We start from the raw sequence: 21,191 nt of genomic DNA on the forward strand, positions 1-21,191 counted from the left end.
GCAGTGGCAGGCTCCGCCACAGCAGTGGAGGCCTCCGCCTCCGCCGCCTCCCGGACCCCGGAGCAAGACCGGGCTGTGGGTGACGCTCGGCATCCTGGCCCTCGTCCTCGTCGTCGCGGTGGGCGCGGGGGTGGGCTTCGTCCTGCGAGGCGGCTCCGGCGGCGACGCCACGGGCGATGCCACCGGTGATCCCGCCGCCGACCCGAACACGGTCGTGGTGAAGGACGACGAGATCCGCGACCTGGTCCAGGCGCACACCAAGGCGCTGGCCTCGGGCGACGCCAAGGCGTTCACCTCGATCTTCGACCAGAAGAACGCCGCGCTCATCCGCGACCAGACGAGAGTCTTCGCCAACCTGAGCAAGATGCCGCTGGCAGAGAAGTCCTACGAGGTGCTGCGCCGCCAGGGCCGGGCTCAGGACAGTTTCGGGCGGGGCGTGAAGTTCACGCAGGACGTCGCGTTCGTCCACCGGTTCGCCGGGATCGATCTGCGTCCGGTGTCCGAGTGGTATCGCTGGACCATCGAGAAGGCGTCGCCGAACGCGCCCCTGGTCGTGACGAAGGTGGAGGGCGCACCGCCGACGATCAGCGGCGAGGCGTCGAAGACCATGTACTTCCCCGGGCCATGGGACATCTGGCCCGACATCGTGGTGGAGAAGGCGGGCTCAAGCCTCGTCCTCGCCAGGCCGGAGGACGCCGCCATGGCCCGGCGCGTCGCGCCGACCGTCTCCGCCGCCACCACGAGCGACCTCGCCTTCTGGCAGAAGAACGGCGATCCGAACGCGGCCGTGCCGAGCGGCTTCGTGGTGGCGCTGGTCAAGGGGAAGACCCAGCTCGGCAAGCTGTTCCGTACGGCCAAGGCGAACGAGGACGGCGTCTCGATCCCGATGCCGCGCTGGGGGCTCGCGAACGACACCGTGAAGATCGGCGGCACCCGCGTCGTCATGGACACGACGTCCGCGTTCTTCGAGGACGAGCAGGGGATCACGGAGATCTCCGAGCACGAGCTCGCGCACTCGCTCGTCGCCGGGCTCGACAGCGCGCAGTTCGCCCTGTTCGGCCGGGCGAACTGGATCACCGAGGGCTTCGCCGAGTATGTGGCAGGCCGCGACCAGCCGATCACGCAGAACCGGCGGTACGCGGAGGGCCGTGCCTACCTGGCAGGACGGCTCGCCATGCCGTTCGACGGGAAGCTGCCGACCAATCCCCTCTGGGACTTCAAGCAGATGACCAGCGTCAACTACCTCATGGGGCATCTGGCCATGCGGTTCATCGCCCAGAAGTACGGCGAGCGGAAGCTGGTCGAGGGCGTGGTCGCGGCTTACCGGGCACCGGGCGACGACAGCGAAGCCGCACTCTTCCAGGTGCTCGGCGTCTCGAAGGCGGATTTCGAGCGGCAGTGGGCGGGCTACGTCCGCGCCCAGCTCGCGTGATCGGGGGACAGGCATGACGGACCAGCACGACGAGAACCCGTACGGCGGGCCCACTCCGCCTCCGCTCCCCACTCCGCCGCCCACTCCGCCGCAGTATCCCCACGGTCCCGGCCAGCCGGCGTACGGCCAGCCGGCACACGGGCAGCCGGCACACGGGCAGCCGGCACACGGGCAGCCGGCATACGGGCAGCCGGCTCATGGGCAACAGGGTGGCCAGGGGCAATGGGGTCAGCCCGCGCCGTCGGGGCAGACCGGGCCCGGCCCGCAGGCCCCGGCCCCTCCGGCGTACGGACCGCCCGGCCAGAGCACGCCCTGGGGCCCGGGCTACCCGGGCGCGCCGTACCCGCAGCAATCCTGGCCGCAGCAGCAGGGCTACCCCGGTCAGCAGGCGTATCCGGGCGGGCAGGGCTACCCCGGTCAGCAGGGTTACACGGGACAGCAGGGTTACACAGGTCAGCAGGGGGGCTATCCCGGCCAGGGCTATGGCGCTCCGGGACAGCCGGCCCAGGGGTTTGCGCCCCAGCTCCCGTCGCAGCCACAAGCACAGCCGCAGGCACCCGGCGGCAAGGGCAAGACGACGCTGTTCGTCGCGCTCGGGCTGGTGGTGCTGCTGGCGGTGGGCGCGGGGACCGCCTGGTTCGTCGCGCGCGGCGGCTCGGGCAGCGGTTCCGGCGGGGGCGTGGGGGAGTGGTCCGTCCCGCTCGCGAGCGCCGAGAGCATGGACTTCACCCAGGGGCTCGCGTTCGCGGGCTGGCTGACCGACAAGACGGTGATCCGGGTGCAGCGAGACGGGGTGCTCGCCTACGACCTGGCCTCGGGCAAGCGCGCCTGGGGCGCCCCGTCGCCCGGTGACCAGCTCTGCGGTGCCACCGCCGACCTGGCGAACGGCAAGGGCGCCGTGGCGTACGGCAGCGACCAGTTGTGCGACCACCTGGCCGGCGTCGACACCGCGGCAGGAAAGATCACCTGGAAGACCAAGATCCCGGCCGAGAAGTCCCGGATCGCCAACTCGCTCATCGTGCCCCGGATCATGAGCGCGGGCGACGTCGCCGTGGTGTACGCGAACGACGTCCTGTCCGGCTACAACCTGTCGAACGGCGCGAAGCAGTGGACGGCGCGGCTGCCCGAGGGCTGCCACGTCAAGGACGTGAACGCGGCGGCGGCCAGGGTGGCCCTGCTCCTCGACTGCACCTTCGAGGGGTCGGGCAACTTCGTGCAGGCGCTCGACCCGAAGAGTGGCGCGCCCCTGTGGCGCTACAAGACGGCCGAGTTCAGGCTCATGGCCAGGGTGCTGTCGGCCGATCCGGTGATCGTCAGCCAGGAGGAGGGCGACAAGAACACCTTCACGGCCTTCGACGACCGAGGCGGCAAGCTCAGCGAGTTCACGACCGGCAAGGTGGACATGCTCGCCATGAACACGGTCGCGTTCGTGGACGGGCTGTTCGAGCAGCGCCGCTATGCCGTGCACGGCGACCGCCTCTATCTCATGACCTTCCCGGAGAACGTGCCGGACAAGGCGCGATCGGGTGACAAGGCGCTCGCCTTCGACCTCAAGACCGGCAAGCAGGTGTGGGAGTCGTCCGGCACCAAGCCCACGATGCTGAACCCCGTCCGGGCCGACGACCACGGCCTGCTCGCCCTGGAGGCCGGCGACTGGCGTGACCTGCCTCCCCGGCTCGTCCGCCTGGACGCGGCGACCGGCAAGGCGACGCAGGTGGCGGAGCTGCCGCAGAAGTACGGCACCGAGGGAGACGGCGCACGGGTCTTCGAGCGCGACGGCGCCGTCATCATCGTGCCGTGGACTTCGGTCGGCGCCGTGAAGCACGCGGTCGTCTACCTCCAGACCAAGGAGAGCTGACCGGGGCCGGTGCCGGATGGCTGCGGCCGGGAACCCGCATAGCGGGCTGATCGCGCGGCAGGGCGGTATGTCCGGGTGAACTCCGTCCTGTGCGGTCTCGCCGGCAATCCGGCCCTGTCGCCTGCGGTGCTGCCGGTGCGCGGCGGGGTCCCGTCCGGTGGACGGGACCCCGCCGGATGCCATCAGGTCATGGGCTGGTGCAGGTGGCCGTCGGTGCGACGGCCGAACCGTTGCCGAGGAAACCGAAGGTCGTGGTCGTGTTGGCCGCGAGCGAGCCGTTCCACGACTCGTTGCGCACCGTCACGGCCGAGCCGGAGCCGGAGTTCAGGCCTCCCCACAGCTGGGTGATGGTCTGTCCGCCGGGCCAGGTCCACTTCACGGTCCAGCCGTTGATCGCCGCGTTGCCCGCGCTCACCGTGACCTCACCCTGGAAGCCGCCGGGCCAGGAGCTCACCACCCGGACCGTCGCCGAGCAGGCGCCGGACGCCCCGCCGGACGGCGAGGGGCTGGGCGACGGGCTCGGCGAGACGCTGGGCGACGGGCTGGGAGAGGCGCTCGGTGAGACGCTGGGCGACGGGCTGGGAGAGGCGCTCGGCGAGACGCTGGGGGAGGGGCTCGGGCTCGGCGAGGCGACCGGACCGCCCCATGCCGCCGTCGAGTCCAGCCAGGCCGCGCGGCGCAGCGTCCAGTCGCGCAGGTACTGCACCTGCCCCTGCCAGGTGGACGCGGTCGGGGTGATGAAGAAGCCGATCGTGCGCGTCGTGAGGTTCGGCCAGCGCTGGAAGTTGCGCTGCGCGGCGTTGGTCAGCGGCTGGGCGAGAGCGTCGATCCTGCTCTGCAGCGCGGCGTCGGACAGCACGCCGCGGCGCAGCTCCTGCCAGCGCGCCTTGACCTGGTCGACGAAGGCCGGATCCCGCAGGAGCTGGGTGAACCAGTCGAAGGCGATCGGCTGCCGGGGCTGCTGATACTGCCAGCCCGAGGTCTGGTCGTTCTGGAAGAACCCGCCCACGCCGAACGTGAGGTCGTAGTCCCACAGCGGCCCGGCGAAGATCTTGGTGTTCCGGTCCTTGTAGAAGTAGGCGCTGCGGTAGTACGCGTCCATGTTCCGGCTCAGCTCATAGATGATCATCTGGTCGATGAAGGAGCCCACGTCGATGTACGCCTGATAGCCGGTGTCCGGGTCGGCGAAGTTCTGCGAGTGCAGCACGTTGTGGAATTCCTGGATGTAGCCCCGCAGCCAGTCCTTCTGCTGCGGCTGCAGCGGCGAGGGGTCGACGACTTCGAGGTAGCTCCAGCAGGTGGACGACGACCCGCTGCACGGCAGCGTCGGCTCCTCCGCGGCCATCCACTCGAACTTCCAGATGTACCCGCCCGTGATCTTGGGAAGGGTCGTGTCGTCCTCGTCGAGCTGCTTGAGGTCGAGGCGGTTCTTCGAGTCCTTGATCGTCTCCTCGAGCATGTAGACGCCCATGTAGTCGTCGGCGCCCACCGGATTGGAGTCGGTGTTGAGGTAGAGCTCCACGAACCGATACCGGGGGACCTGCAGCCCCATCTCCTTGCCGAGGTCGTAGACCAGGGCCTCGCGGATCAGCGACTTGTCGGGGAACGGCCCGCGCAGCACCCAGTCGGAGTCGGCGGGCATCCCCAGCACCGGATAGTCGGCGTCGTCGTTGTCGTTGTCCCAGAACTCCAGGCGATAGGGCGCCTTCTCGAACGAGGCCGACGACTGCCCTCGCAGGTGGAAGCCGGCGCGGGTGGCGACCGCCGGAGCCGCGTTCAGCGACGTCGTCGCGCCGCTGCCCGGGGCGAAGATCATGGTCGCGGCGTCGAGGTAGTCCCGGCCGGGCTTGCCCTTGCCGTACGAGTCGATCAGGACCAGCGGCAGGTCGTGGGCCGTGGTGACGGAGGTGGCGACGTACATGGCCGTTCCGGGCTTCCCGGACGCCGTGCCGCCGACGAACGCCTGTGCGCGCAGCTGGGTGGTGCGGGTGAACTGCAGCGGCTGGCCACCGTAGAGCGCCGACTGCGCGGTGGGCGGCTTTCCGTCGGTGGTGTAGCGGATCTGCGCGCCGCTGATCGCGGTGCTCAGCGACACCGAGATCTGTCCCTGGAAGGTGCGGCTCGGCACGGAGAATGCGATGTCGCCGGTCAGGTCGTCCGCCGCTGCGGCCGCTGCGGCCGCGGCGGCTGAGGTCGCAGCCGTGCTGGTGGCCGATCCGGCCGACGACGGGTACGCGTTGAGGGGGCCGGCGAGGAGCCCGGTGAGGAGCACGGCGGCGACCGCGGTCCTTGTGACGCGGCGAGCCGCCGTGACGCCGGTATTGCGGAGCGTCAGACGCACGATGCCTCCTGTTCGGGGCGGTGGGAGATGTCCGGCGCCGGGTCCGTCGGCGACACGGTGCCGTGGAAGTGGCGGCGCAGCGTCCGCCGCCATGGGGCGTCGGGCAGGTCGGGGCGGAGCGCGGCCAGACCGGTGGCGTACTTGGAGATGCGGGCGGGTCGCAACCCGGCCCGCCACAGCAGGCGGTCGACCGGCGTGGCGGCCGAGGCGCTCTTGGTCTCGACCACGGCGAGGCCGGGCAGTCGCAGCGCGTGGCCGTCGTGCCGCCAGGCGAGTCGGGTGTCGAGGGTGACGCGGCTCGCCGTGTCCGGCAGCAACAGGGTGGCGCGCTGATATTCGGTCACCAGGACCGGGTCGAGGGAGCTCTGGGCGGCGGCGCTCATCGACTCGCGGGCGAGCGCCTCGTTCACGAAGTCGCGTCCGGGGTCCACCGTGTCGCGGTCCCGGGGGTCGTAGGGCAACCGGTGCTTGGTGACGCTGCCCCGCGCGCCGTTGATCTTTACTTCCAGCCAGCATTGGGCGGAGTCGAGATAGGTGCGGGTGCGCACCTTGAAACGCCGTCGCCTGCGATAGGCCGTGCTGTGGTAGCTGGTCAGCTGCGGGGTGTCGAAATACACCGACTGATAGCGGAAGGTGCGCTCGCCGTCGATGTCCAGCGCCCGGGCGTACGGCACGAGCCGTTCCAGCAGGTGGGGCAGCGCCTCTGCCGGGACCAGATATTTGCGGTCCACCCTGGTCTGCAACGCGGCCCGGTCGACCAGCTCGTCGAGCCCGACGGGCGTCAGTCGTGCCAGGGACGGTCCGATGGACGTCGTGGTCATCGGTGCGCTCCGGCGGGCGCGGGCGCCTCGGGTTCTGTGGCCGGCGCCCGGTCGGCCAGCGCGTACCGGACGTCGACCACGGTGGTCTCGTTGACCAGGTCGAGCCGCTGGACGGTGACGGCGTGCACCCGGGCATTGAGGAGCCGCTCCAGGTGCGCGACGAGCGCGACATGATCGGTGAAGGCCGATTCGAGCACCAGGATCTGATGCCGGTAGTTCCGGAACAGCCGCCGATGGTCGCCGAGGAACATCACCGCGACGATGAGCGCCATCATGCCGCCGCCGAGCCACACCGAGGAGGTGCTCACCGCGCCGAGGATGCCCAGGGCGAGGGCCGAGAAATAGTAGGCGACCTCGTGCTGGTCGAGCTCGGTCGAGCGCAGCCGGATGATGGACAGCACGCCGAACAGCGCCATTCCCAGCCCGAGCCCGGCGCCGACGTCGCTGGAGCTGAGCGCGCTCGCGACGGCGAGGACACCGATGTTGACCCCAAGGTAGGAGACGACCAGATCCCGCCGGCGGTGCCGTGGGAAATAGAGCCCGAAGACGAGCAACACCACCGCGCAGATGTCGATCGCGAACAGGACGAGCTGCGCCACCATGTTCGTTCCTCCAGGCATGGCTGAAACTTTCGGACAAAGAGAGAAAGTTTCGGGATCCCGAGTGGAACAATAGGTGAATCCCGGGTGACCAGTCAATGAACATCTGATACGCCATCTTGTCAGAATCGCCGGAAGCTCCCTGGTTGACCTTGACAAAGGCATGTACGCCGTCGTTTGTCGCGAGTGAAGGGCGCTTCGAAGCGGGACGTATGCCGCTGAAACTTTCACCCTGACGGGTCGGAAAATCGAGATCCTCAGACCGGCCGGCACCGATCATCGCCCCCGCCCGGCCGTCTGTGCCGCCGTGTCCGCGGCCCCGCCCGCGCGCGGAACGCGCACACAGCGCGTCACATATCGGTGCGGAAAATCACCGGCGCCCTTTCGGTGTGTGCGGAGAAGGCTTTCGAGCAGTGGTTGACATGATCCCATTCACCCCGCAGACTTACTGAAACTTTGCAGCCGGCGACGGTTCGGGGGGCGTCGCGAGCTGCCGAAAGACGGCCCGGAGAAAAGGACGCGTTTTCGTTTCCCGCTCGTCCGCGGCCGAGAAAGGTTCAGCATGTCTTCAGGAGGCACGTCCCCCTCCACTGCCTCTGTCCCCGGAAAGCGTTCCGCCCTCGGGAAACGCGTTCTCACGCTGGCGCTTGGCGTCGGTTTTCTGGGCGGTCTCGGAATTCCGGCCGCCGGTGCCGATGTCGCCGCCACCGCGGATTCCCAGGCGGTCGTCCAGCAGCAGGCGCCGAGCCTGCCGAGCGGACGGACGACCTACCGGACGATCGACGACTACAACAACGAGATGCTGGCGCTGAGCGCCCGGCACCCCGGCCTCGTCAAGCACATCACGCTGCCGCACAAGACCCGCCAGGGCCGGGAGGTGTACGGCATCGAGGTCACCCACGACGTCGAGGCCGCCGACGGCAAGCCGGTCCTGCTGATGATGGGCGTCCACCACGGCAACGAATGGCCGTCCGGCGAGCACACGCTGGAGTTCGCCTACGACCTCATCGGCAACGACGGCAAGGACCCCCGGATCACCCGCCTGCTCGACACGGCGCGGGTCATCTTCGTCCCGGTCGTCAACGTCGACGGGTTCGTCATCAACCGGCGTACGAGCTGCGGGGTGTCCCCGACGTGCGCGAGCAACGCCGGGGTCGACATCAACCGCAACTACCCGTTCGGCTGGGGCAGCAACGCCGGGTCCAACAACACCAACCGCGGCCCCGGGCCCGGCTCCGAGCCCGAAGTGCAGAACATCATGGACCTGACCACGAGCAACCAGGTCACGGTCCTGATCACGAATCACACCTCCGGTCACACCGTCCTCCGTCCGCCGCTGGAGAAGCGCGCGGGCGACGCCCCGGACGAGGCCGTCTACGCCGCGCTCACCGACGCGATCACGGCCGAGAACGGCTACACGGGCATGAAGTCGGGCTTCGACTACGAGACGACCGGTGAGACCCCCGACTGGTCCTACTACGCGACCCGCGGCCTCGGGTTCACCTTCGAGATCATGAAGACCCAGTCGACCAACAACACCTACTCCGAGGTGATCGAGGACTACACGGGCACCGGCCGCTACGAGGGCAAGTCGAACCGCGAGGCGTTCATGGTGGCCCTGGAGTACGCGGCCGACCCGGCCGGGCACTCGGTCATCACCGGCAAGGCGCCGAAGGGTGCGGTCCTGAAGATCACCAAGGACTTCGACCTGTGGACCGCCCCGATCGTCCAGGCGAACAACGTCCTCGACGCGCCCCAGAGGGTGCCCACCCGCCTGGAGTCGACGCTGGTCGCCCCCACCAACGGCAAGTTCGCCTGGCACGTCAACCCGTCCGTACGGCCGGCTCCGGCCTACACCGAGTCGGGCGTCGTCGCCACCGGGCCGGGCAGGTTCATCAAGGAGAGCTGGACGCTCACCTGCGCCCGTCCGTCGGGCGAGATCCTCGAGACGGTGCACGTGACCGTCGACCGGGGCGAGCAGGCCGACGTACGGCTGCAGGAGTGCAAGAAGAGGTTCAACGGCAACGGCCCGAAGAACTGACCGACAGCACGACGTGACCTAAGCCGGGCGGTCCCCAGCGGGGGCCGCCCGGCGGCGTTGCGTCCGGCGGGCGCTTCGCGATTCACGAGTGAGGCGACCGGCCGGCGGGAGCTGTGTCCGTCACCGGGTCCGTCACCGGGTCCGTCACCGGGTCCGTCACTTCACGAAGAAGGGGAGTGGTCCAGGATGAGGCACGCTCCGGAGCCCGGCCGGTCGCTCGCCGTGCTGGACGCCGCCCGGATCGTCGCGAACCTGCGCGCGCTCTTCGACGGCCACCGCCTTTCGCCGTCCCAACGCCGGATCGCCCGCTATCTGCTGGACAACGCGCAGGAGGCCGTCTTCTTCACCAGCGCGGACCTCGCCGAGCGCGCCGGCGTCAGCCAGCCGTCGGTCACCCGCTTCGCCGCCGCGCTCGGGTTCCGCGGGTTCCCGGAGTTCCGGGAGGCGCTGCGTACGTCCGTGTTCGGCGACCGGCAGCCGGCCGCGACGGACGACCGCCACAACGAGATCCAGGAGCTGGTCACCTCCGAGATCCGCGACCTCGAACGGCTGCGCGACGGCCTGGCCGACCCCGGGCAGCTCCGGCGGGTGGCGGGTCAACTGGCCGGGTCGAGCCCGCTTCTGGTCATGGGCCTGCGGATCTCCGCGCCGCTGGCGCACCTGTTCGGCTACCTCGCCGAGAAGGTGCTCCCGGACGTACGCGTGCTGGACGTGCCGGGCTCGATCATGGAAGACCGGCTGAGCAGGGCGGCGGAGTCGGGCGCCGCCTGGGTGCTCGCCATCGGCCTGCCCCGCTATCCGCGTGAGCTGGAGCAGGGACTCGTCTGGGCGCGGCGGGTGCGGCTGAAGATCGCCCTCGTCACCGACCAGCCGGTGGGCCGGCTCACCGACCTCGCGGACGAGGTCCTGCTCGCCCCGGTGAGCTCGGGCTTCGCGTTCGACTCCCACGCCGCCGCGACGGTCCTGTGCACCGCCCTGCTGCACACCATGCTGGACACCCTCGATGCCGAGGGGCAGGCCCGGCTGGAGGCGTTCGACGACCGGGCCGCCGAGCGTCAGGTCTTCCTGACCGGCTGACGCGTCAGGGCGTCGAGCAGGCCGGGGAACATCTCGTCCATCTCGGCGCGGCGCAGGGAGTTCATCCGCGACGTCCCGACGTAGTACTGCCGGATCAGGCCCGCCTCACGCAGCACGTTGAAGTGGTGGGTGGCGGTGGACTTGCTGACCGGGATGTCGAAGCCCCCACACGGGATGTCCACGCCGGAGGCGTCGAGCTGCGCGACGATGCTCCGGCGCACCGGATCAACGAGGGCCTCCAGCACCTGCTGGAAGTCGAACTGTGACACCTCTGGATGCGGTGGCGTACGTCCCATGGCTGCCATAGTACGACGTCCATCAAAGTTTGACATCGATCGTACTTTCGCCGCAGAGTGAACCGACACAGCGGACCGCGATCACGACGAGCGGAGGACGACGACATGTCGAAGACGGTGCGGTTCCACGAGATCGGCGGGCCCGAGGTGCTGCGGCTGGACGACCTGGAGCCGGGGGAGCCGGGGCCGGGCGAGGTGCGGATCCGGGTGGAGGCGATCGGCGTCAACAGGGCCGAGATCCTGTTCCGCCGCGACCGGTACATCGAGCCGGTGAAGCATCTGCCCGCCACGCTCGGCACCGAGGCGGCCGGTGTGGTGGAGGCGCTCGGCCCGGAGGTGGCCGGGTTCGCGGAGGGCCACGCGGTCAGCGTCCTGCCGGGCTTCTTCTCCCAGAACGACTACGGCGTCTACGCCGAGCAGGCGATCGTGCCGGCGTCCGCGCTCCTGTCCCGTCCCGACGGGGTGGACGCGGTCACCGGTGCGGCCGTGTGGATGCCCTACCTCACGGCCTACGGCGCCATGGCGGAGGTGGCTGGGATGCGGGCGGGCGACGTGGCGGTGATCACCGCGGCGTCCAGCAGCATCGGCCTGGCCGCGATCCACACGGCCAACCGCGTCGGGGCCACGCCGATAGCCGTCACCCGCACCCGTGCCAAGAGCCGGCGGCTGATCGAGGAGGGCGCGGCCGAGGTCGTCATCTCCGAGGAGGAGGACGTCGCAGGGCGGGTGCTTGAGCTGACCGACGGCAGGGGCGCCGCGTACGTCTTCGACGCCGTCGCCGGACCGGGCGTGACGGAACTGGCGAGGGCCGTCGTCCCCGGCGGGACGTTGGTGCTGTGGGGTGCGCAGAGCGGGCAGCCGACGCCCTATCCGGGCTTCGACCTGGGCATGCCCGCGCTGAACATGCGTACGTACACGGTGCTGGAGATCACCAAGGATCCCGAGCGGATGCGCCGCGCCGTCGCCTTCGTGGCCTCGGGCCTGCGCACGGGCGCCTTCCGCCCGGTGGTGGACCGCCTGTTCCCGCTGGAGGAGGTCGCGCAGGCACACCGGCACATGGAGACCGGCACCCAGATCGGCAAGATCGTGCTCACTGTGCGTCAGTGAGCCTTGGTGGCGTGGTGCGACTGCCGGCTCTGTACGGCCGGAGCTGATCGCCGCCTCGCTGACCGGCCATCCCCCGAGCGGTGACGGGGGCCTCCGTCGATAGGGTCCCCCCTGGACAGGACGTCGACGAGAGGAATCGTGAGCGTGGTGGAGCGGGCCGGCGGGGCGGGGCTGCACGAGGTTGGGCTGCATGAGATGGCACCAGGGATCTTCGCCTGGGTCAGCCGGACGGCACGTGGTGGGTGAACAACGCCGGGGCCGTGGCGGGCGACGACGGCGTCCTGATCGTCGACACCTGCGCGACCGAGGCGCGCACCCGGCGGTTCCTCGGCGCGGTCGCCGAGGCGACCGGCGGGGCCCCGGTCAGGATGGCGGTGAACACCCACCAGCACGGGGACCACTGCTACGGAAACAGCCTGCTCCCGGACGACACGGTCGTCTTCGGGCACGCGGCGATGAGAGAGGCGTTGCTCGTCGATCCGATCATCGACGGCTGCCCGCCGGTGTGGGCGCCGGTGCCCGACTGGGGACAGGTGACGCGCCGCCCGCCGACGGTGGTCTTCGGCTCCGAGTTGACCGTGCATGTGGGGACGCACCGCGTCGAGCTGCGGCACCCCGGCCACGCCGCCCACACCCCCGGCGACGTGGTGGCGTGGCTTCCCGGCGAACGCGTGCTGTTCGCGGGAGACCTGCTGTTCAACGGGCTGACCCCGATGGTGCTGATGGGGTCGGTCGAGGGGGCGCTGCGGTCGCTCGACTGGCTGGCGGCCTTCGAGCCGGAGCACATCGTGCCGGGCCACGGCCCGCTCGCCACCGCCGCCGAGCTGCCCGAGGTGCTGGCCGCGCACGAGCGCTACTACCGCTTCGTCCTCGACACCGCCCGGACGGGACGGGAAAGCGGGCTCACCCCGCTCGCCGCCGCGCAGGCCGCCGACCTGGGCGAGTTCGCCGGATGGGCGGACGCCGAGCGCCTGGTGCTCAACCTGCACCGCGCCTACGCCGATGCCGAAGGCGGCGAGGTGGATCTCCTCGCCGCCTTCGGTGACGCGATGGCCTGGCACGGCGGGCCGCTGCCGACCTCGGTCTGAGATCAGTCCGAGATCAGTCTGGGATCGGCGTCACGACCAGCCCTGCAGGCCGGCTCCGTACGGATAGAGGGGGTCGCCGTAGGTGGTGGGGACGGTCTGGCCCGCGTCGATGCGGGCCCGGATCTCCGCACGCTGGGCGGCGGTCGCGCCCAGGTCGTAGGGGAGGTTCCAGTCTTCGACCGCGTCTTCGAGCACGTCGCCGCCGCCCGGCTTGAGGATCTGGTCGAGGCTGCGCGGGAGCTGCCACGGCAGGCGCCCGCGCGGGGTGTAGTCGCCGAACAGGAGGCTCGCCGTGGCCGGGCCGACCTCCTCACCACCCCGGTACGTCACCACGATGGCGTCGGCCAGGCCGTTCCACTCGCTGATGACGATGGGCCGGGGAAGGGTCAGCACAACGACGACCGGAATGCCCTGGTTCTTGAAGTTCTGGATGACGGCAAGCTGGTCGGCGGGCAACTGGGGTCGCTCCTTCACCCAGGCGGTGGCGTGCGTGTAGGTCGGCTCGCCGACGGCCACGATCGCCAGCTTGGGTGAGGGCCCGGTGTCCTGATAGACGTTGACGCCCTCGGTGGCCGCCCGCGCCCTGACCGCGTCCAGCAGGGTCTTCGAGCCGTACTCCTCGTGGAAGTAGCTCGTCCAGATGCAGCAGGCCGTGCCGTCGGTGGCCCGCGGACCGGCGACCACGATGTTGTCGCCCGCCTTGAGCTTCAGCGGCAGCACGCCGTTGTTCTTGAGCAGCGTGTCGGACTCCCGGGCTGCCTGGTTGGCGAGCGCGACGTACGACGGCTGGTGGAACCGGTAGGGCCCGTTCACCGGGTCGCCGTACGGGCGCTCGAACACGCCGAGCGTGAACTTCAGGCGCAGGATCCGGGTCACCGCGTCGTTGATCCGCGCCATGGGCACGTTGGCGAGGAAGGTCGCCATCGTGAACCCCTCCGCGCCGGGGTCGGCCCCGCCCATCACGTCCGAGCCGGCGTTCGCGGCCTTGACCCAGACCGTGGACGGCAGCCAGTCGGTCGTGATGAGACCGGTGTAGCCGAGGTTGTCACGCAGGTAGTCGAGGATCGGCTTGCTGTCGCCCGCGCCCGACCCGCCCGGGTCGAGGTAGGAGCTCCCGGCGTAGCCCGGCATGATGTTGACCGCACCGGCCTCCATCGCGGCCCTGAACGGGATCATGTGATATTTGATCGTCACCGCGTCGTAGGTGATGCCGGCCTCGCCGCCCGCGCCCTCACCCGGCCAGTGCTTGACGGTCGCCAGCACCGAGCCGGGGTTGAGCTCGGGGCCGCCCTGCAGCCCGGCCACCAGCGCGCGGACCTGCGCCGCCGCGACGTCGGCGTTCTCGCCGTTGCCCTCCTGGATGCGGGGGTAGAGGACCTTGGTGCCGACCTCGGCCAGCGGGCCGAGCACGCCGCGCGCCCCGACCTCCAGCTCCTCGCGGCGCTGCATGTCGCCCAGCTTGTAGTCGAGCGCGTAGTCCTTGCCCGCCGCGAGCGTGCTCTGCAGCGGATAGGTGGTCTGATATCCGGCGATGGTGTCGCCCGCCGAGACGGGCGGGATGCCCAGCCGGGTCCCCGACGCGGCCAGCAGCACGGCGTGCAGGTCGTTCGGCAGCGCCGGGCCGAAGTGCCACCCCGACAGCGGGTAGGTCTGGGCGTTGTAGAACATCTGGTACGCCTTCTCCTCGGGGGTCATCCTGCCGAGAAGGTCGTTGACGCGGGTCTCGATCGGCAGCCGCCAGTTCTCGTACGGCTCGATCGTGCCGTTCTTGTTGAGGTCACGGGCGCCCTGGACGATCGGGACGCCGTCGGCGACCTGCTCGATGTCGGGCAGATAGAGGCTGAAGGTGCGGATGTTCGAGGTCGTCCTGGCGCCCGAGCCGCTCACCGCGACGACGTACCACTTGTACGTCCACCGGTCGGGGATGTCCCAGGTGGGCGTGTAGGTGGTGCCGGTCGGCTCGGCGACCTTGGTGTAGAGGTCGATGAGGTTGCCCGAGGCGGTGAAGTCGTAGTCGGTGCGGCTGACGTTCAGCCAGACCTCGTAGCGCACCGCGCCGGAGACGGCCGCCCAGGAGAACGCCGGCCGCCGGGTGTCGGTGATCATGGCCTTGTCGGCGGGAGCCGACAGCGCGAACTGGCCGGTGGTAGCCGGGGCCTTGGCAGGCGGGGACAGCAGGGGAGCGGTCGTGGCCGCCGTGTCCACGGTGCCGAAGACCTGGAACTCCCACAGCGAGTAGCCGTAGCCCGTCGCCCGCGCCGTGCCGACGAAGCGGACGTAGCGGCCGTCGCCGGTGACGCTCAGGTTCTCGACGCCGCCCTTGCCGCTGGTCGTGGTGTAGATCGGCGTCCATGACGTGCCGTTGGCCGACACCTCGATCCGATAGCCGGTGGCGTACGCGGACTCCCAGTTGAGCGTGACGCCGGTGATGTGGGCGGCGCCGCCGAGGTCCACCCGCAGCCACTGGTCGTCGGAGTATTCACTCGACCAGCGGGTCGTCGTCCGCCCGTCGAGCGCCGCCGCCGGGGCGTTGCCGCCCTCCCACGACGACGCCGTCACCTGCTTGTACGCCGAGATCGGCGTGCCCGTCGGCGGGTCGGTCGGCGGGTCGGTCGGCGGGGGGTCGGTGGGGCCGCCGCCGTCGGCGTGGACGGCGAACTCCCACAGTGAGTAGCCCCAGCCGGTGGCGCGGGCGGTGCCGTACATACGGACGTAGCGGCCGGTGCCGTTGACGTCGAGGGTCTGTGTGCCGCCGGTGCCGGTGGTGGTGCTGTAGATGTCGGTCCAGGAGGTGGCGTTGTCGGACACCTGGACCTTGAAGGCGGTGGCGTACGCGGTCTCCCAGGTCAGGACGACCTTGCAGATCGTCCTGGCCGAGCCGAGGTCCACCTGGAGCCACTGCGGGTCCGCCGCCTCACTGGACCAGCGGGTGCCGGGGTCGCCGTCCACAGCCGCCGACGCGGGCGTCCCGGCGTTCTCGGTGGACGAGGTGGTCGCGGGCCGGTTCAGCGCGGCGTTGGGGGCGGTGCAGCCCGACGACGTGCCGGTCGTGCCGTAGACCTGGAACTCCCACAGTGAGTAGCCCCAGCCGGTGGCGCGGGCGGTGCCGTAGACCCGGACGTACCGGCCCGAGCCGGTCACGTTGAGGGTCTGTGTGCCGCCGGTGCCGGTGGTGGTGCTGTAGATGTCGGTCCAGGTGATGGCGTTGTCGGACACCTGGATCTTGAACGCCGTGGCGTAGGCGGCCTCCCAGTTGAGGACGACCTGGCTCAGCGTCGCCGAGGTGCCCAGGTCGACCTGGAGCCACTGCGGGTCGGCGAACTCGCTGGACCAGCGGGTGCCGGTGTCGCCGTCCACCGCCGCGGAGGCGGGTGTCCCGGCGTTCTCGGCGGACGAGGCCGTCGCCGTCTTGCCCTGTGACAGCAGGACGGGCGCGGCGTACGCGGGCCCGGCGACGACGCTCGCGACCAGCGCGAGCGCCGCGGCCAGGATCAGGGAGAGCCCGCGCCGGAACGTGAGGGGATGTCTCATGGCGTCTCCTGCCTGCGTTACCAGCCGACCGCGACGAGCAGCCACTGCGGGTCGCCGTGCGAGATGAACGAGGACTGGCCCGCGTAGTCGTCGTACGGGAAGCCGTAGGCGAGCTTGCCGATGGCGTGGTCGTGCCAGAACTTCGCGTAGTAGTTCGCCGGCGCGGCCTTGTAGTAGTTCGACGGGTCCGACTGCTGGGCGTCGGACAGCCCGGCGACGTGCCGGTTGAGCGCCGCGCACATCTGCGGCGCCTCCGAGAGCGGCCCGGCGCACCCGGTGACCTGCGAGGTCGTCGCCGTCACGCCCTGCTGGGCGGCGTACCCGGTGAAGTAGTTCGCGTACACCCCGCCCGGCTGGAAGATCGACGCGCTGCCCGGAGCCGGGATGCGGTACGGCGCCTCCACCTGGGCCAGCGGCTTGAACTCGGCCGGCACCTCGTCGATGAACCGCTGGAACGTCGCCGCGCGCGACTCGGCGAAGGTGGCGTAGTCCTCGCCGACCGCCACGTCGTAGCCGTCGCGGGCGTGCAGGCGCATCGCGAGCTTCAGGCCGAACGCGTCCACCCGGGTCGTGTTGCCGTTGAAGACCGAGGGCCCGACCGTGAACTCGATGAAGTCGTAGTAAGGGCTGTTGGGGGAGCCGAGGTAGAAGTACATGCGGCCCGCCGTGTTGGCCGGCATGTCGAAGTAGGGCTGCTCGGCGATCGAGTGGACCTGGCCGTTGTAGCTCCAGTAGACCTGCGAGTCGGGATACTGCCCGTTGGTCCGGTTGAGGATCTTGACCATGACGACGTTCTGGGCCGCCGGGATGTTCGAGGTGTCGCCCCAGAAGGCGTCGGGCGGGGTGGTCGGGCCGGTCGTCGGATCGGTCGTCGGATCGGTCGTCGGGTCGGTCGAGCCGCCCGTGGTGTTCACCGTGAAGCTCCACAGCGAGTAGCCCCAGGCGGTGGCGCGGGCGGCGCCGTACACGCGGACGTAGCGGCCGGTGCCGGTCACGTTGAGGGTTTGTGTGCCGCCGGTGCCGGTGGTGGTGCTGTAGATGTCGGTCCAGGTGGTGGCGTTGTCGGAGACCTGGATCTTGAAGGCGGTGGCGTACGCCGCCTCCCAGGCGAGGACCACCTTGCAGATCGTCTTTGCCGAGCCGAGGTCCACCTGGAGCCACTGCGGGTCGCTGAACGCGCTCGACCAGCGGGTCGCGCCGTTGCCGTCGACGGCCGCCGGCGCCGGGGTGTCGGCGTTCTCGGCGGAGGAGGCGGTCGCCGGCCTGCCCTGGGCGGCGTCGGCCGTGCCGCACGCGGTGCCGGACGTCGTGCCGTACACCTGGAACTCCCACAGCGAGTAGCCGTAGGGGGTGGCGCGGGCGGTGCCGTAGACCCGGACGTAGCGGCCCGAGCCGGTCACGTTGAGGGTTTGTGTGCCGCCGGTGCCGCTGGTGGTGGAGTAGACGTCGGTCCAGGTGGTGGCGTTGTCGGAGACCTGGATCCTGAAGGCCGTGGCGTAGGCGGCCTCCCAGGTGAGGACGACCTGGCTCAGCGTCGCCGAGGCGCCGAGGTCGACCTGGAGCCACTGCGGGTCGCTGAACGCGCTGGACCAGCGGGTGCCGGTGTCGCCGTCGACGGCGGCCGACGCCGGAGTGCCGGCGTTCTCGGTGGACGACGTCGTCGCGGTCTTTCCTTGCGACAGCAGCGCGGGCGCGGCCGTGGCCGGCGCTGACCCGGCCGCCGCCGCGACGACGCAGGCCACGACCAGGGCCAGTGCGCTGAGCACGGCCGTCAGGGCGCGTCGCGTGGGATGGATCGTCGAACGCTTGCTCATGATGGCGATTCCTCTTCGGGGGGTGAAGGGAGCGAGCCCTGCCCCAGAGGATGATCGCCTTCGACACTTAGGTCAATACTTGAATTTAGTATGCAAGGAAATGATCATGAGGTCGCCGGTGCCGGTGCCGGTGTAGGTGTCGGTGTCAGGGTGCCGGTGTTCCGGGCCTACAGCCGGTCGAACACGGCGGCCAGCGTCTCGATCTCCTGTGGGGAGAGCTTGTCGGTGAAGTGGCGCCGGACGGCGGCGTCCAGGCCGGGGTGTGCGGAATTGATGGCGGCGCGCCCGGCGTCGGTGAGGGCGACCATGACGCCGCCCGCGCGCTCGCGGGTGACGAGTCCGCGGCCGCTCATGCGGGTGAGCTGATGGGAGACGCGGGTGCGATCCCAGCCGAGCGACGCGGCGAGCTCGCTCTGGCGCAGGGCGCCGCCCGCCTTGGCGAGGGTGACGAGGATCGTCAGGTCCGGCTCGGACAGGCCTGCCGCCTCGGCGGTGTCCGCGATCACCCGGGCCCGGACGACCTCATGGGCGCGCTTGAAGGCGACCCAGAAGTCGACGGGCCCCGACTCGCCGTCGGCGGACTGTCTATCCGATGTTGACATATCAACACTCCTCTGACCTAATGTTGAGATGTCAACGCTAACAGACGGCCGTAATCGCGGCCCTGTCGGCGCGTCCACATCTCCCGCCCGCAGGAGGGTCCATGCACACCCGACCTCTTGGAACCGGCGGCCCTCGGGTCGCCCCCATCGCCCTGGGCTGCGCAGGCATGTCCGACCACACCGCCCCCGCCGACGAGGCCGACGCCATCGCCACGATCCACGCGGCCCTCGACGCCGGCGTCACCCTCATCGACACGGCCGACTTCTACGGCATGGGCCACAACGAGGACCTCATCCGCCGCGCGCTGCGCCCCGGTGACCGCGACAAGGCGCTCCTGAGTGTGAAGTTCGGCGCTCTGCGGGGCCCTGACGGAGCCTTCGTCGGCATCGAGGGCCGGCCCGCCCACGTCAAGAACGCGCTCGCCTACTCGCTGCGCCGCCTCGGGACCGACCACATCGACGTCTACCGCCCCGCGCGCCTCGCCCCCGACACCCCGATCGAGGACACGATCGGCGCGATCTCCAAGCTGGTCCAGGCCGGGTACGTGCGCCACATCGGGCTCTCCGAAGTGGGGCCGGAGACCATCCGCCGTGCCCACGCCGTACACCCGATCTGCGATGTGCAGATCGAATACTCCCTGTTCAGCCGGGACCCCGAGACCAACGGCATCCTCGCCACCTGCCGCGAGCTGGGGATCGGCGTCACCGCCTACGGGGTGCTCGCGCACGGCCTGCTCACCGGCGACTACCGGCAGCCCGCCGGAGGCGACCCGCGCGCCCACTGGCTGCCCCGCTTCCATCCCGGCAATCTCGCCGCGAACCTCGCCCTCGTCGACCGGCTGCGGCCACTCGCCGGCGCGTACGGCATCAGCGTCGCGCAACTCGCCACCGCCTGGGTCGTCGCGCAGAACCGCGAGCGCGGCACCATCGTGGCCGTCCTGGGTGCCCGCCGTCCGCGTCGCATCGAGGAGGCCCTGGCCGCGGCCGAGGTCACCCTGACCGACACGGACCTCCGCGCGATCGACGAGGCCGTCCCTGCCGGCGCGGTGGCCGGGACCCGGTACGCCGCACCCCTCATGACCCTGCTGGACAGCGAAAGGACAGGCCACACATCATGAACACCTCCACGTCACGCCTCGCCGAGCTGGCCAGGTCAGGCACGCGCATCGGCGTAGGGATCATCGGACTCGGGGCGAACGGAAGCTGGGCCGAGCGCTCCCACCTGCCCGCCCTGCGCGCCGTCCCGGGATACGAGCTGCGGGCCCTGAGCACGAGCTCGAAGGAATCGGCGGAGCGCTCCGGGCACAAGCACGGAGTGTCGCGCACCTTCGGGACGGCCGCCGAGCTGGCCGCCTGCGACGAGGTGGACCTCGTGGTCGTGGCGGTGAAGGTGCCGCACCACCGCGAGCTGGTGCGGACCGCGCTCGACGCCGGCAAGAGCGTGCTGTGCGAGTGGCCGCTCGGCAACGGGCTCGCGGAGGCCGAGGACATGGCACGGCAGGCGCGCGACCGCGCGGTGCCGACCATCGTGGGGCTTCAGGCGCGGTCGCACCCGGCCTTGGCCTACCTGCGGGATCTCGTGGCCGACGGCTACGTGGGGGAGGTGCTGTCCACGACCGTCGTCGGCTCCGGCGGCGCGTGGGGCGGCACCGTCGGCCCCGGCGACCACCACGTGCTCGACGCCGCCAACGGCATGACGCTGCTGACCATCCCCTTCGCGCACACCCTCGACGGGCTCGCGTCCGTCCTGGGCGAGCCCGAGGAACTGCGGATCGACCTGGCGTCCCGCCGTACGTCGGCCGTGGACACCGGGACCGGACGGCCCGTGCCCATGACAGCGCCGGACCAGGTGGTGGCCTCGGGACGGCTGCCGGGCGGCGCGGTGCTCGCCGTCCACTACCGCGGGGGCGTCTCCCGGGGCACCAACTTCCGCTGGGAGATCAACGGCACCGAGGGCGACCTCGTCGTCACCGCCCCGATCGGCCATCTCCAGCTCAGCCCGATCACCATCGAAGGCAGCCGCGGGGCATCCACCGGGCTCGCTCCCCTGACGGTGCCCGAGTCCTACATCCGCGTCCCCGGGCTGGACCCCCGCGCCGACGCGCCTGCCTTCGCGGTCTCGCACGCCTACCAGCGGTTCTTTGACGACCTGCGTGAGGGCGGCATCTCGGGTGGCGGCTCAGGCAGCGCCTCGGGCAGCGCCTTGGGCCAGGCCTTGGGCCGCGGCTCCAGCGCCTTCGGCGACACCTCGGGCGGGACCTCGGGTGGCGCCTCGGGTGTGCCCGATTTCGCGCACGGCGCCGCACGGCACCGCAGCATCGAGTCCGTGGTCACGACGCCGTGACCACGGCCCCTCAGCCGCCTGGCCGTATCGCGCGGCCCTGACCGTGGCCCCCGGCCGCCTGCCCGTATCGCGCGGCCCTGACCGTGGCCCCCCGGCCGCCGAGCCCCGCAGCCGCGCGGCCCTGCACTGTGCGTCGTCCGGTGCCTGCTCTCGCCTCACGCCCGCAGCCGCTGGGCCTGTCCGCGCGCCGCCCGGGCCTGCGCTGCGCATCGCTCACCCCCGTGCCTTCGGCCTTACTCG

Annotated in this window: 14 protein-coding genes and 1 pseudogene; 8 read left to right on the forward strand and 7 right to left on the reverse strand. The window is 70.7% G+C overall.

Annotated features, from left to right (window positions below; genetic code table 11):
• Positions 1-79: 79 nt before the first annotated feature.
• Positions 80-1,432, forward strand: a complete 1,353-nt coding sequence (locus HCK04_RS22410) for a hypothetical protein (protein WP_168066175.1) — start codon at positions 80-82, stop codon at positions 1,430-1,432.
• A gap of 13 nt (positions 1,433-1,445) precedes the next feature.
• Positions 1,446-3,290 (forward strand): PQQ-binding-like beta-propeller repeat protein, encoded by a 1,845-nt coding sequence (locus HCK04_RS22415; protein WP_142649332.1) that lies wholly within the window; start codon positions 1,446-1,448, stop codon positions 3,288-3,290.
• A 187-nt stretch (positions 3,291-3,477) separates the two neighbouring features.
• Here the strand turns inward: HCK04_RS22415 and HCK04_RS22420 are convergent, their stop codons facing one another.
• From HCK04_RS22420 to HCK04_RS22430, 3 genes are read right to left on the reverse strand one after another with little or no spacing between them, the layout of a single operon-like run.
• Positions 3,478-5,631 (reverse strand): CotH kinase family protein, encoded by a 2,154-nt coding sequence (locus HCK04_RS22420; RefSeq protein ID WP_205830574.1) that lies wholly within the window; start codon positions 5,629-5,631, stop codon positions 3,478-3,480.
• Positions 5,622-6,452, reverse strand: coding sequence for a polyphosphate polymerase domain-containing protein (locus tag HCK04_RS22425; protein ID WP_142649334.1), 831 nt, complete (start codon positions 6,450-6,452; stop codon positions 5,622-5,624). The genes HCK04_RS22420 and HCK04_RS22425 overlap by 10 nt, the downstream gene beginning before the upstream one ends.
• Entirely contained in the window at positions 6,449-7,072 is a 624-nt protein-coding gene (locus HCK04_RS22430; RefSeq protein WP_240971679.1) for a DUF4956 domain-containing protein, read from the reverse strand. Before HCK04_RS22430 ends, HCK04_RS22425 begins: the two co-directional genes overlap by 4 nt.
• Positions 7,073-7,613: 541 nt before the next feature.
• On the opposite strand from HCK04_RS22430, the gene HCK04_RS22435 reads away from it, so the two are divergent.
• Together HCK04_RS22435 and HCK04_RS22440 are read left to right on the forward strand one after the other, a co-directional pair.
• Complete coding sequence (locus HCK04_RS22435; protein ID WP_142649335.1) at positions 7,614-9,092, forward strand: zinc carboxypeptidase; 1,479 nt, start codon at positions 7,614-7,616, stop codon at positions 9,090-9,092.
• A 186-nt stretch (positions 9,093-9,278) separates the two neighbouring features.
• Positions 9,279-10,169 (forward strand): MurR/RpiR family transcriptional regulator, encoded by an 891-nt coding sequence (locus HCK04_RS22440; RefSeq protein ID WP_142649336.1) that lies wholly within the window; start codon positions 9,279-9,281, stop codon positions 10,167-10,169.
• Here the strand turns inward: HCK04_RS22440 and HCK04_RS22445 are convergent.
• A complete protein-coding gene (locus HCK04_RS22445; protein WP_142649337.1) occupies positions 10,148-10,465 on the reverse strand; it encodes a helix-turn-helix transcriptional regulator in 318 nt (105 codons plus the stop codon). The genes HCK04_RS22440 and HCK04_RS22445 overlap by 22 nt on opposite strands.
• Positions 10,466-10,570: 105 nt before the next feature.
• Here HCK04_RS22445 and HCK04_RS22450 point away from each other — a divergent pair, with 105 nt between their 5' ends.
• Positions 10,571-11,572 (forward strand): zinc-dependent alcohol dehydrogenase family protein, encoded by a 1,002-nt coding sequence (locus HCK04_RS22450; RefSeq protein ID WP_142649338.1) that lies wholly within the window; start codon positions 10,571-10,573, stop codon positions 11,570-11,572.
• Positions 11,573-11,767: 195 nt separating this feature from the next.
• A pseudogene (locus tag HCK04_RS22455) lies at positions 11,768-12,660 on the forward strand (MBL fold metallo-hydrolase).
• A 30-nt stretch (positions 12,661-12,690) separates the two neighbouring features.
• Here the strand turns inward: HCK04_RS22455 and HCK04_RS22460 are convergent.
• The 3 genes from HCK04_RS22460 to HCK04_RS22470 all read right to left on the reverse strand — a co-directional run bounded on the left by HCK04_RS22460 (position 12,691) and on the right by HCK04_RS22470 (position 18,607).
• The gene (locus HCK04_RS22460; RefSeq protein ID WP_142649339.1) at positions 12,691-16,191 is read right to left on the reverse strand and encodes a discoidin domain-containing protein; all 3,501 of its coding nucleotides are present in this window, start codon (positions 16,189-16,191) and stop codon (positions 12,691-12,693) included.
• A 17-nt stretch (positions 16,192-16,208) separates the two neighbouring features.
• Positions 16,209-18,005: a discoidin domain-containing protein gene (locus tag HCK04_RS22465; RefSeq protein ID WP_142649340.1), complete on the reverse strand. Its 1,797-nt coding sequence runs from the start codon at positions 18,003-18,005 to the stop codon at positions 16,209-16,211.
• Positions 18,006-18,172: 167 nt separating this feature from the next.
• Positions 18,173-18,607, reverse strand: coding sequence for a MarR family winged helix-turn-helix transcriptional regulator (locus tag HCK04_RS22470; RefSeq protein ID WP_142649341.1), 435 nt, complete (start codon positions 18,605-18,607; stop codon positions 18,173-18,175).
• 101 nt (positions 18,608-18,708) lie between these two features.
• On the opposite strand from HCK04_RS22470, the gene HCK04_RS22475 reads away from it, so the two are divergent.
• The gene (locus HCK04_RS22475; RefSeq protein WP_142649342.1) at positions 18,709-19,725 is read left to right on the forward strand and encodes an aldo/keto reductase; all 1,017 of its coding nucleotides are present in this window, start codon (positions 18,709-18,711) and stop codon (positions 19,723-19,725) included.
• A complete protein-coding gene (locus HCK04_RS43710) occupies positions 19,722-20,951 on the forward strand; it encodes a Gfo/Idh/MocA family oxidoreductase (RefSeq protein WP_205830575.1) in 1,230 nt (409 codons plus the stop codon). The genes HCK04_RS22475 and HCK04_RS43710 overlap by 4 nt, the downstream gene beginning before the upstream one ends.
• Positions 20,952-21,191: the final 240 nt, after the last annotated feature.

This window comes from Microbispora sp. CL1-1 (assembly GCF_012034195.1).
In the GTDB taxonomy this organism is placed as follows: Bacteria; Actinomycetota; Actinomycetes; order Streptosporangiales; family Streptosporangiaceae; genus Microbispora.

What these genes read in the sequence shown, in the direction of transcription:
- HCK04_RS22415 (WP_142649332.1), top strand. Translation starts at nt 1,446, where the DNA reads ATGACGGACCAGCACGACGAGAACCCGTACGGCGGGCCCACTCCGCCT.
- HCK04_RS22425 (WP_142649334.1), bottom strand. Translation starts at nt 6,452, where the DNA reads ATGACCACGACGTCCATCGGACCGTCCCTGGCACGACTGACGCCCGTC.
- HCK04_RS22430 (WP_240971679.1), bottom strand. Translation starts at nt 7,072, where the DNA reads ATGCCTGGAGGAACGAACATGGTGGCGCAGCTCGTCCTGTTCGCGATC.
- HCK04_RS22435 (WP_142649335.1), top strand. Translation starts at nt 7,614, where the DNA reads ATGTCTTCAGGAGGCACGTCCCCCTCCACTGCCTCTGTCCCCGGAAAG.
- HCK04_RS22440 (WP_142649336.1), top strand. Translation starts at nt 9,279, where the DNA reads ATGAGGCACGCTCCGGAGCCCGGCCGGTCGCTCGCCGTGCTGGACGCC.
- HCK04_RS22445 (WP_142649337.1), bottom strand. Translation starts at nt 10,465, where the DNA reads ATGGGACGTACGCCACCGCATCCAGAGGTGTCACAGTTCGACTTCCAG.
- HCK04_RS22450 (WP_142649338.1), top strand. Translation starts at nt 10,571, where the DNA reads ATGTCGAAGACGGTGCGGTTCCACGAGATCGGCGGGCCCGAGGTGCTG.
- HCK04_RS22460 (WP_142649339.1), bottom strand. Translation starts at nt 16,191, where the DNA reads ATGAGACATCCCCTCACGTTCCGGCGCGGGCTCTCCCTGATCCTGGCC.
- HCK04_RS22465 (WP_142649340.1), bottom strand. Translation starts at nt 18,005, where the DNA reads ATGAGCAAGCGTTCGACGATCCATCCCACGCGACGCGCCCTGACGGCC.
- HCK04_RS22470 (WP_142649341.1), bottom strand. Translation starts at nt 18,607, where the DNA reads ATGTCAACATCGGATAGACAGTCCGCCGACGGCGAGTCGGGGCCCGTC.
- HCK04_RS22475 (WP_142649342.1), top strand. Translation starts at nt 18,709, where the DNA reads ATGCACACCCGACCTCTTGGAACCGGCGGCCCTCGGGTCGCCCCCATC.
- HCK04_RS43710 (WP_205830575.1), top strand. Translation starts at nt 19,722, where the DNA reads ATGAACACCTCCACGTCACGCCTCGCCGAGCTGGCCAGGTCAGGCACG.